General features: G+C 70.9%; 14 protein-coding genes. 5 read left to right on the plus strand and 9 right to left on the minus strand.

The window, feature by feature from the left end:
- Position 1 precedes the first annotated feature (1 nt).
- Positions 2-1,294: an ROK family protein gene (locus ACGFMM_RS21725; protein ID WP_393648021.1), complete on the minus strand. Its 1,293-nt coding sequence runs from the start codon at positions 1,292-1,294 to the stop codon at positions 2-4.
- Between the two features lie 56 nt (positions 1,295-1,350).
- Here ACGFMM_RS21725 and ACGFMM_RS21730 point away from each other — a divergent pair, with 56 nt between their 5' ends.
- Positions 1,351-2,439, plus strand: a complete 1,089-nt coding sequence (locus ACGFMM_RS21730; RefSeq protein WP_393648022.1) for a Gfo/Idh/MocA family oxidoreductase — start codon at positions 1,351-1,353, stop codon at positions 2,437-2,439.
- 28 nt (positions 2,440-2,467) lie between these two features.
- Here the strand turns inward: ACGFMM_RS21730 and ACGFMM_RS21735 are convergent, their stop codons facing one another.
- The 4 genes from ACGFMM_RS21735 to ACGFMM_RS21750 all read right to left on the minus strand — a co-directional run bounded on the left by ACGFMM_RS21735 (position 2,468) and on the right by ACGFMM_RS21750 (position 5,303).
- The gene (locus ACGFMM_RS21735) at positions 2,468-3,325 is read right to left on the minus strand and encodes a fumarylacetoacetate hydrolase family protein (protein WP_393648023.1); all 858 of its coding nucleotides are present in this window, start codon (positions 3,323-3,325) and stop codon (positions 2,468-2,470) included.
- A 116-nt stretch (positions 3,326-3,441) separates the two neighbouring features.
- Positions 3,442-4,122, minus strand: a complete 681-nt coding sequence (locus tag ACGFMM_RS21740) for a YidC/Oxa1 family membrane protein insertase (RefSeq protein WP_393648024.1) — start codon at positions 4,120-4,122, stop codon at positions 3,442-3,444.
- A gap of 101 nt (positions 4,123-4,223) precedes the next feature.
- A complete protein-coding gene (locus tag ACGFMM_RS21745; RefSeq protein WP_393648025.1) occupies positions 4,224-4,514 on the minus strand; it encodes a DUF6412 domain-containing protein in 291 nt (96 codons plus the stop codon).
- Positions 4,515-4,538: 24 nt separating this feature from the next.
- Entirely contained in the window at positions 4,539-5,303 is a 765-nt protein-coding gene (locus tag ACGFMM_RS21750) for a class E sortase (RefSeq protein WP_393648026.1), read from the minus strand.
- Between the two features lie 84 nt (positions 5,304-5,387).
- On the opposite strand from ACGFMM_RS21750, the gene ACGFMM_RS21755 reads away from it, so the two are divergent.
- The 4 genes from ACGFMM_RS21755 (at position 5,388) to ACGFMM_RS21770 (ending at position 9,796) form a co-directional block, all read left to right on the plus strand.
- Positions 5,388-6,389 carry a hypothetical protein gene (locus ACGFMM_RS21755; protein WP_393648027.1) on the plus strand — a complete coding sequence of 334 codons (1,002 nt, stop codon included), beginning with the start codon at positions 5,388-5,390 and terminating at the stop codon, positions 6,387-6,389.
- Between the two features lie 295 nt (positions 6,390-6,684).
- Positions 6,685-8,448: a DUF262 domain-containing protein gene (locus ACGFMM_RS21760; RefSeq protein WP_393648028.1), complete on the plus strand. Its 1,764-nt coding sequence runs from the start codon at positions 6,685-6,687 to the stop codon at positions 8,446-8,448.
- Positions 8,449-8,792: 344 nt separating this feature from the next.
- Entirely contained in the window at positions 8,793-9,443 is a 651-nt protein-coding gene (locus ACGFMM_RS21765; protein WP_393648029.1) for an excalibur calcium-binding domain-containing protein, read from the plus strand.
- 32 nt (positions 9,444-9,475) lie between these two features.
- The gene (locus ACGFMM_RS21770; RefSeq protein WP_393648030.1) at positions 9,476-9,796 is read left to right on the plus strand and encodes a hypothetical protein; all 321 of its coding nucleotides are present in this window, start codon (positions 9,476-9,478) and stop codon (positions 9,794-9,796) included.
- Positions 9,797-9,872: 76 nt separating this feature from the next.
- Here ACGFMM_RS21770 and ACGFMM_RS21775 read toward each other — a convergent pair whose 3' ends face one another.
- Genes ACGFMM_RS21775 through ACGFMM_RS21790 form a run of 4 tightly spaced genes read right to left on the minus strand, consistent with a single transcriptional unit; the run spans position 9,873 to position 13,822 of the window.
- Positions 9,873-11,180, minus strand: a complete 1,308-nt coding sequence (locus tag ACGFMM_RS21775; protein WP_393648031.1) for a DUF445 domain-containing protein — start codon at positions 11,178-11,180, stop codon at positions 9,873-9,875.
- A 41-nt stretch (positions 11,181-11,221) separates the two neighbouring features.
- Positions 11,222-12,253 (minus strand): ATP-binding cassette domain-containing protein, encoded by a 1,032-nt coding sequence (locus tag ACGFMM_RS21780; RefSeq protein ID WP_393648032.1) that lies wholly within the window; start codon positions 12,251-12,253, stop codon positions 11,222-11,224.
- Between the two features lie 5 nt (positions 12,254-12,258).
- Positions 12,259-13,035 carry an ABC transporter permease gene (locus ACGFMM_RS21785; RefSeq protein WP_393648146.1) on the minus strand — a complete coding sequence of 259 codons (777 nt, stop codon included), beginning with the start codon at positions 13,033-13,035 and terminating at the stop codon, positions 12,259-12,261.
- A gap of 43 nt (positions 13,036-13,078) precedes the next feature.
- Complete coding sequence (locus ACGFMM_RS21790; protein WP_393648033.1) at positions 13,079-13,822, minus strand: ABC transporter permease; 744 nt, start codon at positions 13,820-13,822, stop codon at positions 13,079-13,081.
- Positions 13,823-13,988 lie beyond the last annotated feature (166 nt).

Here is a 13,988-nt window from a genome sequence, read left to right on the forward strand (position 1 = left end):
ATCAGATCAACGCACTGCCATCGCGCCCATCTCCGCCGACGTCGTAGCCGAGGCCTTCGCCGACGCCCTGGCCGACGCCTTCGCCCCTACCCTCACCGAGGCCCTCGCCGACACCCTCGCCCCCGCCCTTGCCGAACACCGGCGCCAGCACCAGCTGCGCCGCCCCCTCCGCCACCGCGTACACGCTCCCGGCCACCCCGACCGGAACCGGCGCCCCGGGCCCCGCCCCCGTACGCCGCCGCGCCAGCGCCCGCAGCACCTCGCCCACACCCCGTACGAACGCCTCCGGCTCCGCCTCGACGATCCGGCCGCCCAGCACCACCCGGTCGACGTCCAGCAGCGCGACGAGGTTCGCGGCCCCCGTCCCCAGCACCCGCGCCGCCTCCGCGACGTCCCCCCGCTCCACCGCGCCGAGGCACAGCACCTCCAGGCAGCCGCGCCCGCCGCAGCCGCACGGCGGCCCGTCGAGCTGGACGGTCTGGTGTCCGAACTCCCCCGCCCCGGTCCGCGCGCCCCGGTACGGCGCGCCGCCGAGGATGAGCGCCGCGCCCAGTCCCGTACCGAGGTGCAGGTACGCGAACGACTCCGGCGCGCCGGCCCGCAGCGCGAGCCCGAGCGCGGCGGCGTTGGTGTCCTTGTCGAGGACGACGACCCCGCCGAGCCGCCGCGCCAGCTCGTCGCGGAGCGGGTACCCGTCCCACTGCGGATGCCCGGTCACCCGGTGCGGCACGCCGGCCGCGTGATCGAGCGGCCCGGGCATGGCGACGCCGACACCGAGCGGCGCCGCGGCCGGGGACCCGCCCTGCGACCTGCCCTGGGCCGGGCGTCGCGACCCACCCTGGGCCGGGCCCCGCCGCGCCCCGCCGACGCCGACAGACCCCGTCACCCCCCGCACCGCCTCCTCGATCGCCCCCAGCACGACCTCCGCCGGCGCGCCGAGATCCAGCGGGGCCTGCCGCACCCCCACCACCATCCCCGCCAAGTCGACCAGTACCGCGGTGAGTTGGTCGCGGTCGAGGTGGACCCCCACCGCGTGACCGGCCTCCGGCACCAGTCGCAGCGCGGTCGCCGGCTTGCCGCCGGTCGATGCGCGCTGTCCCGCGTCCGCGGCCAGCCCCTCCGTACGCAGCCGCGCGGTGATCTTGCTGACGGCCTGCGGCGTGAGCCCGGTCCGCTCGGCGAGCTCGGGCCGGCTCAGCCCGGCCGGCCCGGCCGTCCGCAGCAGGTCGAGGACGAGGGCCGTGTTGTGGCTGCGCAGGGCGGGCTGGTTCGCGCCGGTCCGGGTGTTCTTCACCCACCCATTGTCCCTCGCGCTTGCACTTAGACAACAGCGTTGCTTAAGTACGGGCTATGACGACTGCCACCCCCCGTACCCCCCTGCGCGTCGGCCTCGTCGGCTACGGCCTCGCCGGCTCCGTGTTCCACGCCCCGCTGATCGCCGCCACCGACGGCCTCGTCCTCGACACCGTCACCACCGGCAACCCGGAGCGCGCGGCGCAGGCACGCGCCGAGTTCCCCGGCGTACGGGTCGCCGCCTCCCCCGACGAGCTGTGGGACCGGGCGGACGAACTGGACCTGGTCGTCGTCGCGTCCCCCAACAAAACCCACGTACCGCTGGCGGACGCGGCCCTGCGCGCCGGACTCCCGGTCGTCGTCGACAAGCCGATCGCCGGCACCGCCGCCGAGGCGCGCGAGCTGGCCGCGCTCGCGGAGGAGCGCGGCCTGCTGCTCTCGGTCTTCCAGAACCGCCGCTGGGACAACGACTTCCGCACCCTGCGCGCCCTCGTCGCGGACGGCGCGCTCGGCACCGTCCAGCGTTTCGAGTCCCGTTTCGAGCGCTGGCGCCCGCGCCTGAAGGGCGGCTGGCGCGAGTCGGGCGCGCCGGAGGAGATCGGCGGCCTGCTGTACGACCTCGGCAGCCATGTCGTGGACCAGGCGCTGGTGCTGTTCGGCCCGGCGGTCCAGGTGTACGCGGAGTCGGACGTGCGCCGCCCGGGCGCGGAGGCGGACGACGACACGTTCCTCGCGGTGACGCACGCGAACGGGGTCCGCTCGCACCTGTACGTGAGCGCGACGACGGCCCAGCTGGGCCCGCGGTTCCGGGTGCTCGGCGAGCACGCCGGGTACGTGAAGTACGGCCTGGACCCGCAGGAGGCCGCGCTGCGCGAGGGCCACCGCCCGGGCGGGGACGACCCCTGGGGCGTGGAGCCGGAGGAGCTGTGGGGCCGGCTGGGCGCGGGAGAGTCCCCGCTGACCGGCGGCGGGGACCCGGTGGAGTCGCTGCCGGGCGACTACCCGGCGTACTACGCGGCCGTCGCGGCGGCCCTGCGCGGCGACGGCCCGAACCCGGTCACCGCCCTGGAGGCGGCCGCGACCCTGGACGTCCTGGAGGCGGCCCGCCGCTCGGCGCGGGAGGGCGTGACGGTGCGGCTGGGGTGAGGAGAGGGAGGGGGCGAGCCCCCTCCGGTCACGCGCCCTTCAGCTCCTGCCGCTGCCGCCCCAGCCCCTCGACCTCGAGCTCCACGACGTCCCCCGGCCGCAGGTACGGCTTGGGCTCGGGCTGCCCCATGGCGACGCCGGCGGGCGTGCCGGTGTTGATGACGTCACCGGGGTACAGGGTCATGAACTGGCTGACGTACCGCACGACCTCCGCGACCTGGAAGATCTGGTCCGCGGTGGAGCCGTTCTGCCTGAGCTCGCCGTTGACCCAGAGCTTGAGCGAGAGGGCCTGCGGGTCCGGCACCTCGTCGGCGGTGACCAGCCACGGCCCGAGCGGGTTGAAGGTCTCGCAGTTCTTGCCCTTGTCCCAGGTGCCGCCGCGCTCGATCTGGAACTCGCGCTCGGAGACGTCGTGGGCGACGGCGTACCCGGCGATGTGCGCGAGCGCCTCCTCCTCGGTCTCCAGGTAGCGCGCGGTCCGGCCGATGACGACCGCGAGCTCGACCTCCCAGTCGGTCTTCACCGAGCCGCGCGGTACGAGGACGGTGTCGTCGGGGCCGACGACGGTGTCCGCGGCCTTGAGGAAGACGACGGGTTCGGCGGGGGTCGCGGCACCGGTCTCGGCGGCATGATCGTGATAGTTCAGGCCGATGCAGACCACCTTGCCGATGCGGCCGACCGGCGGCCCGATCCGCAGCCCGGTGGCGTCCAGCGCGGGCAGCACGCCCGCGCCGGCGGCGGCGCGGACGCGGTCGAGCGCGGACGCGTCGGCGAGCAGCCCTCCGTCGATGTCCTGCACCAGGGCGGACAGGTCCCGCAGGGTCCCGTCCTGGTCGAGCAGCGCGGGCCGCTCGGCGCCCGCCGGTCCGACGCGCAGCAGCTTCATGGTCTTCTCCCTGTGGTCGAGGTGAGCCCCGGCCGATGGAGTGCGGCCATCGGAGGTTTGGCCGATCCTCCAAGAATTCCGGCACCCCTGCAAGCCCCGGCTCACTCCCTGGACCATTACCGAGCGGTAGCGGGGAAGAGCAGCGTGCGCTCCACCGCCGTCCACAACGTGCTGGTCACGACGTAGAGCGCGGCCGCGAGCGGTACGACGGCGACGGTGACGAGCGTCCCGTACGACAGCAGCGGCAGCACGCCGGCGACGGCGGCGGGGACTCCGACGGAGGCGGTTGAGGCCGCGTCCCGCCGGGCCCGCAGAAAGGTGTACGTGGCGACGGCGGCGACGAGGACGAACAGCCCGACATAGACGACCCCGGCGGCCCCGAAGAGCCCACCGTGCGCGAGAGCATCGCCCCAGTTGTCACCGAGGGGCGCGGAGAGGAGAGCATGCCCGGCCATCCGCTCCCCGGAGAACAGATGGAACAGCAGAAAGAACGCCGGCACCTGCAACAGGCTGGGCAGGCACCCGGCGAGCGGCGAGACCTGTTCGCGCGAATGCAGCGCGAGCACCTCCTTCTGCAGCCGCTCGGGATTCTTCCCGTGCTTCTCCCGCAGGGCGGCCATCTCGGGCGCGAGCCGCACCCGGGCCTTCTGGCCCCGGGCGGCGGCCCGGGAGAGCGGCAGCAGAGCGAGCCGTACGAGCGCGGTGAACAGGACGATCGCGGCGGCGGTGGAATTCAGGGCGAACAGCGGCTGGAGCAGCTCGGCGAGCTGCTCGACGAGCGAGGCGAAAACGGACATGGGTGCCCTCCGGGAGAGGTCGTGCCGGGAAAGGGAAAACGGCAGGACGACAACCGGCAAGGCACAGGTACAGGTACAGGTACAGGTACGGAAGAAAGTGACTAGCCGGCCGTCGAGAGACGACGACGGCCGGGGGCTCGGGGCCGACGACGCCCGGAGGCGTCGGGATCGCGTTGCGGCAGGAAGGCGGTGCGTTGCTCGCGGTCGCGGATGGCGGTCCGTACGCGGGTGGGCGGTACGGCCGGGGCGAGCCGGGCGGTGGCGAGGGCGCTGACGGCCGCGGCGGTGATGACGACGGCGACGGCGGAGAGCGCGGACCCGTCGACGAGCAGGGCCTGGGCGACGGCGAGGACGAAGAGCACGAGGGAGACGGCCCGCAAGGACAACTGCACGCGACCCACCCCCCATTCACGTCTCTACACCTTGAGCTTAGCCCAGACGACAAGCCGATAGGCGGAACTGAACTCGGGCGTGCAGGTGGTGAGCGTGAGATAGGAGCCGGCCGTGTCGTACCCGGCGGAGGGGTGCACGAGACTGCGGGGGACGGGGGCGATGACGCCGCTGTCGCGGGGCGAGGTCCGCGCGAGGACCTGATCGACGACGTACACGTACTCGCGCTCCCTGGTCCGTACCCGGATCTCGTCGCCCCGGCGGAGCCGGTTGACGTACCGGAACGGCTCGCCGTGGGTGTTGCGATGCCCGGCGAGCGCGAAGTTCCCGGCCTGCCCGGGCCGGCCGGTGCGCGGGTAGTGCCCCACGTACCCCTTGTCGAGCACACCGCGCTTGGAGACCCCGCGGGCGACGGGCACGGAGAGGGAGAGGACGGGGATGCGCAGCACGGCGTAGGCGGAGGAGAGGGAGGGCGCGCGGGGAGCGGGAGGCTGCGGGGCGGGGGAGGTCACGGCGGAGGGCGAAGGTACGGGCGAGGCAGCGGCAGAACCACCGGCAGGCTCACCGACGGGCCCATCGGCAGGTCCCCACTCCTCCTCGAGGATCTGCACCTGGCGCTGGGCGCCGAGGCGGGCCTGGTGGTTGGTCCACCAGAGCTGGTGGACGACGAGAAGAAGGACGACGAGCCCGAGGGTGACCGCGACCTCGGCGGCGACCCAGAGGGCGTGCGCGCTCCGGGTGCGCGGCGCCCGCTGCACGACGACACGTCCACGTATCCGTTGCGGCTGCACGGGCGCACGATAGGGGCCGCCCGGTCAACTCACCAGACCGCGCGAGCCCCGCCTCGACTGGCGTACAGCAGTACGGTGTTCACCATGCGCCCCGACACGCCTGCCGACCACACGACCGAAGCCGAGCGTCTGCTGCGGACCGCGGCGACATACCCCGAGGACCACGAGCCGCTGCTGCTGAGGGCAGCGGCGCATCTGGAACTGGCGGGCGCGCGCGCCCGCGCGACGGACTTGTACGACACGCTGCTGGGGTCGTCGCCGCAGAACCCCTCCCTGATCCGAGCGCTGAAGGCCGCGAACCTGTGGGAGTACGGCCACGAGGCGGAGGCGAGGGCGATCATCGAGGGCGTGAGGACGTCGGCCCCGGGGGACGCGGCCCCGTGGGAGATCATCGCGGAGACGCTGGAGGCCCACGACGAGCTGGAGGCGTCGGAGGCGACGTTCACGGCGGCGGCACGGCTGCTGGCGGGAGGAGAGCAGGGGGACGAGGACTACGCCACCCAATCCCTCCTGATCTCCCGCCACAGGGTGCGGCGGATGCTGGCGCTGCCCCACGACGCCTGGGACACCCGCGCGGACGCCCTGCACACGGCGGAGGTCCCCCTCGACGAACTGCACGACCCGAAGCGCCTGTGGTCCCTGGGCTCGGACGACCCCGCGGAACTCCAAGCAGAAATCACCAGGCTCCGCAGCGAGTTGGGCTCCTACCGCACGGCCCTCTCCCGCCCGTTCCCGGTGGCGGTCCTGCACTGGCCGGAACGCGAGCTGGACGAACTCCTGGCCGCGTACCCGGAGCTGGAGGCGGAGTACCCCACATACCGGGCCCACCTCACGGACCTGGAAGCCTCCCTCCGCGAACTGTCCGCCGCCGGCACCCCGAACCTCGGCATCGTCCCGGCCACGGTCCCCTCGTACGAAGCCTTCGCCGCCTCGGAAGCCTCCACCCCCGCCAACCCCGCCCTCCTCCCCCAATACGCCACCACCTTGGCCGCCCGAGGCCGAGCCACCCCCTGGCCCCCGGCCCGCGGCACGGGGTGCTGGTGCGGCACTGCTGCGACGTACGGGGACTGCCACGGCGCGGACTGACCTGACGTCATACGTCACGGCCTGACCACCCTTCGAAATTCCCCTTGAGCTCGCCGCGCCGACAGCAACTGCCGTGACTCGGTAATCCGATGGGGCCGACGGACGCGGGGTCCGAGCGACGGGAAGCCATTGAGGCGATCACAGGAGAGTCACTGAACGTGCTCCGCCGCCAGCATTGGGCAGAGGCGAGGTGGCCGGACCTTCACGCCTGCCTGGACTGATGACCACCGTTCCCACTGCTCAAAGACCTACACCGGCCGGATCTTCCGCCTTACGGTCACCACGAAGGAAAGAAATGAATCCGATGGAAGCTCTCTCACAGAAGCAGCTCTCCACACCTGACACACCGTCAATCAATGATCTTATGGCGGATATGCGTCGAGGCAGACTCGCCATACCCGACTTCCAGCGAAGCTTTGTCTGGGACCCTTCCGACACCCAGAAACTCCTCGTTTCCATCATTGCGAGATATCCGGCGGGGACCCTACTGTTCTGGGAGCAGAAAACTCCGCAGATCAAGCAGCGGAAGTTCGAGGGCTTCGACGATGTCGACCTCCGCGAGAACGCAGCTCTGGTTCTCGATGGGCAGCAGCGACTGACATCAATCTTCCGCGCGTTGAGTGGGGTCGGACCCCAGAAGTTCTACGTCGACCTGAACGCCCTTCAGGCTCTTCACCGCGACCACCCCGGTTCACTCGACGCGAGCAGACTCGACGATGTCATTCTGTACCGGGAGGCCAACGCCCGATCCGTCAGGAAGCGCCCGCCGGCGAACCCGACGGAGGAGATCAAACTCGGCCTGTTCCCGCTCGCCCTCGTCGAGTCGGACAGGATCGAGGAGTGGCTCGACGAGATGGAGGATACCCCCTATCTCTTCGATGACTGGAGGGAACGACGCAAGGAGCTGCGGGACCTCATCCGCATCTACCTGCGGCCGATCGGAAACTACCGATTTCCTGTCGTGGAGCTTCCGGAGAGCACGCCGCTCGACGCAGTGTGTCGAATCTTCGAGACCCTCAACCGCACTGGCGTCAAACTGACGGTCTTCGAATTGCTCGCCGCACGGTTCTGGCCCGCGGGCGTGGATCTTCGGGAAATGTGGGACACCGCCCGCCAGAAGCACCCTATTCTCGGCTCCTTCGACGTGGACGCGTACTCCCTGCTACAAGCGGTCTCCCTACTGGCCAGCTCCCAGCGGGCGAACTCACTGGGAACCGCCAAGCGGACCGCATCCGCACAGAGAAGCGACGTACTAGAGCTCAAGCCAGAGGAGTTGAGGCTCTATTGGGATCGCGTGGCACAGGGTGCTGCACGGGCACTTACATTCATGCGTGATGAATGCGGCGTTCTCGCACCGAAGTGGCTTCCCTACTCCATGATGATCGTCCCACTTGCGGCGGCATGGAACGACGTGGAAGAGAAGCGCGGTGCCGAGAACGGTGCCGCGCTGCAAAAGATCCGACGGTTCTTCTGGTGCTCGGTCTTCAGCCGGAACTACGACCAAGGCGGCAACAGTCAGGCTGGGAGGGACTTCACCGACCTCACGTCATGGCTGTCCGGAGACGAAGTAGCGCCCGAGGCCGTCAAGGACTTCTCGTTCCCGGAGGACGTTCTGGACGCGGCTCGAATCAACCTCCAGGCCCTGTACAAGGGGATCATGGCACTCACTCTCAGCGCCGGCGCTCGTGACTTTCACTCAGGCTCTCTACTTACCCCGGAGAAGATCCTGCAGGAGAACGTTGACGCGCATCACGTATTCCCGAAGAAGTATCTGGAGGAGAACTCCTCTGGAACCAATTCGGAGTTGATCCTGAATCGAGCATTGATCGACAAGAGAACGAATCAGAGCATCGGAAGCCGCGCCCCGTCAACCTATATCACCACAATGAGCGAAGCGATGGGCGAAGAGGAAGTTTCCTCGATCCTGCAGTCACATCTGCTACCCACAGGCGAGGGGTCTCCCCTTCTTGCGGATGAGTACGACCGCTTCCTGGCGGAACGAAAGAAGCTCGTGCTGAAGGAGATTAGGCGTGCCACGGAAGCCGGCACGGAGTCCTAGAAGCCTTCTGGAGGGGCCGACGGATCTTTGATCAGGCCCCTCAGCTGCCCCTTCGAAGACCTGGGACACGGTTTGGATACGTTGCCCCCCTTTGGGGGTTGGCGTGGAAGCATCGGGACTCTCTTCGTAGGAGTTCGGTGGCCAAGGGGGGCTTGGTGCACGTGAGTTCGGTGGGGATAGGTAGACGGAGCAGGGCGCTTGCCGCGGTGGCGATGGGCACGCTCGTGGTGGCGGGGTGTGGGGGCACGGGGAGCAGCGGCGCTGACGCCAAGAGGCCGTCAGCCGTGGCTCATTCGGCATCACCCAGTCCGTCTGTCAGTCCGACGCGGGTGACGTTGACGCTGGTGGACGATCAGCAGCGGGCCGACGGGGGCAAGCCGTTGGCGATCGCCGTGCTCGCCAACGACACCGCCGCGAAGGGAGCCGGCGCCGATCCCTACCCCCTCACCGACACGCTGGGGGCCGACGGATATCGGCTTGAGGTCTTCAAGACGCCGGCGCATGGGACTGCTGTCGCCGCCGGGGACCTCGTCACCTACACGCCGACTGCCGGGTACAGCGGACCAGACGAGTTCGTGTACCGCCTCGCTCCCACCGACTCCGCCATCGAGGGCGGGACCGCCGTCGTGCGGATCACTGTCGCCGCGCCCGCCCCGTCGCAGAAGCCGACTCCGACGGCCACTCCGACCAAGGCTCCCCGCGTCTACTACCGGAACTGCGCCGCCGCGCGGGCCGCTGGGGTCGCGCCGCTGCATCGGGGTGACAGGGGGTACGGCGCTCACCTCGACCGGGATGGCGACGGTACGGCGTGCGAGCCGTACTCCGGTTCCGCCTCTGGCGGGTCTTCCTCCCGCGGCAGCGGGGGTGGGGGCGGAGGCGCGTACTACGCCAACTGCGCCGCTGCTCGCGCCGCCGGCGCGGCCCCCGTGCGGCGTGGGGACCCCGGGTACGGGCGCCATCTCGACCGGGATGGGGACGGGGTCGCCTGCGAGTAGGCGCGGTTTGAGGGCGGGTTAGGGTCGGGCTCATGGCTGCGAATCTTTCTCCCGTCTTCACCACCGTCGGGCTCGTCGGTGGGTACGCCGTCGCCCGGTACACCAAGAAGCGGCCCCTCGGGGGGCTGGTGCTCGGGGCTGCCGGGGTCGCTGCCGCGCGGGAGTGGCAGCGGGATCTCGAGGGGCCTGTCACCGCGGGGCTCACCGTCGCCTATCTCGGGGCCTTCGGGGCCGCGCATCCGCTGGCCAAGAAGATCGGGGCCTGGCCCGCCGTGCTGTCGCTGGCCGGGGTTGTCGGGGCGGCTTCCGTCGGAGCGGCGTCCGCCGTGGCGGCTCGAAGCGGCGGTCGTTGAGGCGTTGAACACCCTGCCCCTCCCCTCCGTACTACTCAGCACCTCCCCGCACGCGCTGGGCGGCTGAGCCGGGGGGTCAGCCGCCCAGGGCGTGGCTGATTGTGTAGATCAGGAGGCCGGCCAGGGCGCCGACGACTGTGCCGTTGATGCGGATGAACTGAAGGTCGCGGCCGATGTTGGCCTCGATCTTTCGGGACGTCTGGGTGGCGTCCCAGCTCGCCACCGTGTCCGTGATCAGGGATGTGATCTCGGCGCGGTATGTCGTCACCACGTACGCCGCCGCGTCCTCCAGCCAGCCCTCGACCTTGCCCTGGAGTCTGCTGTCCGTGGCCAGGCGGCCGCCGAGTGAGATCAGGGAGGCGCGGGCGCGGAGGCGGAGTTCGCTGCGGTCGTCCTCCGCGGCCGCCAGCATCATCGTGCGGACCGCGGACCAGGCCGAGGCGATCACGTCCTGGACCTCCGGCCTCGCCAGCAGGTCCGACTTCAGTCGCTCCACCCGTGCCCGGGTGTCCGTGTCGGCCTGCAGGTCCGCCGCGAAGTCGGTCAGGAAGCGGTCGATCGCGCCCCTTGCCGGGTGGCCGGGCATGTCGCGCATCTCCGTGACGAAGCGGAGGAGTTCTCGGTAGACGCGTTCGCCTACTTTTTTGTCCACGAAGCGAGGAGTCCAGCCCGGCGCTCCGCCCTGCACCGCGTCCATCACCGAGTCCGCGTGGTACACCAGCCAGTCGTGCGCGCGCGTGCAGATCAGGTCCACCGCCCGGTGGTGCGCTCCGTCCGCGACCACCTTCTCCAGCGTCTTGCCGATGCCCGGGGCGATCTCCGCCGCCTCCGCCCGCCGGGTGATCGCCTCGCCCACCACCGCCTGCACGTCCGAGTCCCGCAGCACCGTCAGCGCGCCTCTCAGCGCCGTCGACAGTTCCGCCGTCACCCGGTCCGCGTGTGCGGGGTCCGCCAGCCAGGCGCCCAGGCGGCCGCCGATGCCCAGGGATCTGAGGCGGTCCCGGACCACTTCCGGTGACAGGAAGTTCTCGCCCACGAACGCGCCCAGGCTCGCGCCCAGCTGGTCCTTCTTCGTCGGGATGATCGCCGTGTGCGGGATCGGCAGGCCCAGCGGGCGGCGGAACAGCGCCGTCACCGCGAACCAGTCCGCCAGCGCGCCCACCATGCCGGCCTCCGCCGCCGCCGCGACGTAAGCGGTCCACGCTCCCCAGCCCTCGTTCCGGCCCCAGGTCGCCAGCGCGTACACGGCCGCGACGAACAGCAGCAGGCCCGTCGCCGTCGCCTTCATGCGGCGGACGCCGCGGCTCTTCTCCTCGTCCGCCGCCGTGTACGAGAACGCCGCCAATGGGCGGCGCGGCGGCGTGCCCAGAGACCCCTCGTTCATCCCGTTCCACCCGTTCCCGTGCCGTTCCCGTACGAATGTGCCTACCTCAAGGACTTCTCGGCCGCCTCCTGAGTTCCCGGCCCGCCGCCCGATTCGCCCAATCCACCCGAGTCGTACATCTTCGCGATGACCGTCTCGATGTCCGGCTCCCGCACCGACAGGTCCACCAGCGGGTACTTCTCCGCCACCGCGGCCACCACCGGCGCCGCCGACGCCGACGCCGGGAACGCCAGCCACTGCCGCGCCCCCTCCGCCCGTACGAAGCGGGCGCCGGCGACGTCGATCGGGGGCAGCTCCCGCTCCAGGTCCACGACCAGCTGCCGTTCGCTCCCGCCCGCCTCGTGCAGGCCGGCGAGGCCGCCGTCGTACATCAGCCGGCCGTGGTCGATCACCATCACCCGGCCGCACAGCTGCTCGATGTCCGTCAGGTCGTGGGTGGTGAGCAGGATCGTCGTGCCCTGCTCCTGGTTCAGGTCGCGCAGGAAGCCCCGTACCCGCGTCTTCGACACCACGTCGAGGCCGATCGTCGGCTCGTCCAGGTACAGCACCTCAGGGTCGTGCAGCAGCGCCGCGGCGATGTCGCCGCGCATCCGCTGTCCGAGTGACAGCTGCCGGACGGGTACGTCGAGCAGTCCGCCCAGGTCCAGCAGCTCCACGCAGCGCTCCAGGTTCTGCGCGAAACGGCCGTCCGGGATCCGGTACATCCGGTGCACCAGCCGGTACGAGTCGATCAGCGGCAGGTCCCACCACAGCGTCGTCCGCTGCCCGAACACCACCCCGATCCTGCGCGCCAGCCTCGTCCGCTCCCGCGCCGGGTCGATGCCGGCCACCCTCAGCCGGCCGCCGCTCGGGGTGAGGATTCCGGTCAGCATCTTGATCGTGGTCGACTTCCCGGCGCCGTTCGGGCCGATGTAGCCGACGACCTCGCCGCGCGCGACCCGGAAGCTGATCCCGTCCACCGCTCTGACCTGGTGCTTCTGCCGGCGCAGTCGGCCCTTTTCGCGCTTGCGCCGCACCTCGAACGTCTTCTCCACGTCCTGCAGCTCGATCAGTGCAGTCTCGTCGCTCGTCATCCGCCTCAGCTCCCCGTACTCCGGTACGCCCTCAATCCCCTCCGCCACGCCGCCCCCGCCACCACGCAGCACCCCACCGCCACCAGCGGCGACAGCAGTCCCGCCCACGCCGGCGCGCCCGCCGGCGGGTCGCGGTCCAGGACGTACAGGGCCGGCAGCCAGTTCACGAACGCCAGCGGGACCACGTACACCACGCCCCGCACCAGCTCCTTGGCGAAGATGGTCGGCGGGTAGCCGAGCAGCGTGTTGCCGCCGTACGTGAACGCGTTCGAGACCTCCGAGGCGTCCTGCGCCCAGAACTGCAGCGCCGCACCCAGCACGATCACCGCGCCGAAGATCACCGCACCGGAGACCACCATCACCGGCACGAGCAGCACCTTCAGCGCCGTCCAGTCCACCTCCACCAGCGCCAGACCCCACACCAGGACGAACAGGCCCTGCAGCACCCGGCCCAACCGGCGCAGCGCGAACCGGTCCCCGGCGAGCTGGGCCAGCACCGGCGCGGGGCGCACCAGCAGCGTGTCGAGCGTGCCGTCCCGCACCCGGCCGCCCATCCGCTGCAGCGAGCCCAGCGCCAGGTCGGCGAGGCCGAAGGACGTGCCGGCCGCGCCGTACAGGAAGGCCACCTCGCCGAAGCCGTAGCCGCCGAGGCCGTCCACCTGACCGAACATCAGCAGGATGACGACGAAGTCGAAGAAGGTGACGGCGAAGGACGCGCACAGGGTCATGACGAAGGAGGAGCGGTACGTCATGGTGGAGCGGATCCACATGCCCGCGACCATCCGGTAGGTCCGCCAGGACTCCCGCCCCGCGTCCAGGAGGCGCTCAACCACCCTGCACCACCACCTTCCGTGTGGCCGCCGCCTGTACCAGCCGGCCCGCGGCGAGCAGGACCGCCGCCCAGGCGGCCTGGAAGCCGTAGGCCCGCAACAGCTCCCAGCCGCGGTACTTCTCCAGGTACACGTCCGCCGGGATCTGCAGCAGCGCGGCCCACGGCAGAAGCTGCGCCACCGCGCCGAGTGCCCCGGGGAACACCGTCAGCGGCAGCAGCATCCCGGAGAAGAACAGGCCCGACAGCCAGGCCACCTGGGCCACGCCCGTGCCGTCCATCAGCCAGAACGCGCTCAGCGCCACCAGGTACCAGAGCGCGAAGCTCACGCTCGCGCCGAGCGCCACCGCCCCCAGGAACGCCGGCCAGGTCAGAGCCCGTTCGGGCAGGGTGAAGTCGAAGGCCAGCGCGCCGACGGCCATCGGGACCAGCCCGCGGGCCAGGAGCTGGTACGCGGCTCGGCCGAGGTTGGCCGCGTACCACCAGGCCTGGAGGTCGGCCGGGCGGTACAGGTCGACGGCGATGTCGCCGCTCCTGATCCGCTCGATCAGCTCGTCCTCGAAGCCGCCGCCCATCAGCCCGCAGACGGTGATCAGGCCCTGGCCGATCCACACGTAGGCGAGCGCGTCCGCCATCTCGTAGCCGCCGAGGTGCGGGCGCTCGTGCCACAGGGCCATATAGGTGTACGCCAGGATGAAGCCGAAGACGGTGTTGGTGAAGAGTCCCGCGAACGTGGCCATCCGGTACGTGGCATGGCGCCGGAAGCCACCCGCGGCAACCAGCGCGTATAACCGGAGCACGCTTCCGCCCCCTGACCGGAGCACAGCCCCTCCCCTTCCACTCCCGTGCCAAAGCGCCCGACGTTAGCTGCCTCGGAGTGGCACCGCGAGCGCTTTTCGAGCCGGA

It is taken from the genome of Streptomyces sp. NPDC048604 (assembly GCF_043199435.1).
Taxonomy (GTDB): Bacteria; Actinomycetota; Actinomycetes; order Streptomycetales; family Streptomycetaceae; genus Streptomyces.